Source organism: Mycobacterium sp. SP-6446, assembly GCF_001954045.1.
Lineage (GTDB): Bacteria > Actinomycetota > Actinomycetes > Mycobacteriales > Mycobacteriaceae > Mycobacterium.
On the sequence record NZ_MBEM01000198.1, the window covers coordinates 1 to 687 of the forward strand.

General features: G+C 66.7%; 1 protein-coding gene. It reads right to left on the minus strand.

What is annotated here, in order from left to right:
- On the minus strand, window positions 1–687 hold a 687-nt coding region (locus tag A5736_RS17930; protein ID WP_139333400.1), incomplete at both ends, for an AMP-binding protein.

Below are 687 nucleotides of genomic sequence, written 5' to 3' on the forward strand. Positions count from 1 at the left end.
CGGCCCACGTAGTCGAGTTGGCCATCGGCACGCCAGCGCACCAGATCCCCGGTGCGATACATCCGCGTTCCCGGCGCCCCGGGCCCGCCGAAGGGGCAGGCCACAAACCGCGACGCGGTCAACGCCGACCGCCGCCAATACCCGCAGCCCACCCCGGCGCCGGCCACATACAACTCCCCGACCACACCGATCGGCACCGGACGCAGCCACCGATCGAGCACCCACAACGCGGTGCCCGCTACCGGCGAACCGATCGGCGGTGGCCCCCCATCCGGTGTCAGGGGCGCGGTCAAGGTCACGCACATGGTGGTTTCGGTGGGGCCATAGCCGTTGATCACCACCCGACCCGCGCCCACCCAGCGGTTGATCACTTCCGCCGGGCAGAACTCACCGCCGAGCACTAGTGTCAGTGACTGCAACCCCTGCGGGGATAACGCCGCTGCCGCAGAAGGGGTTTGGGTTAACACGCTGACGTGTTGGGCAGCCAGCACATCGTGAAGATCGGGGGCCGAGCGAGTCAGTGAGTCTGGGATCACTACCAGCCGCCCACCATGAAGCAACGGGCCCCAGATCTCCCACACCGAGATGTCGAAGGCAAGCGAATGACACTGCGCCCACACCTGTTTCGACTCGGCCAGCAGATCAGCATCCAAGCACCCCAACAGTTGGGTGATGTTGCGGTGGGTG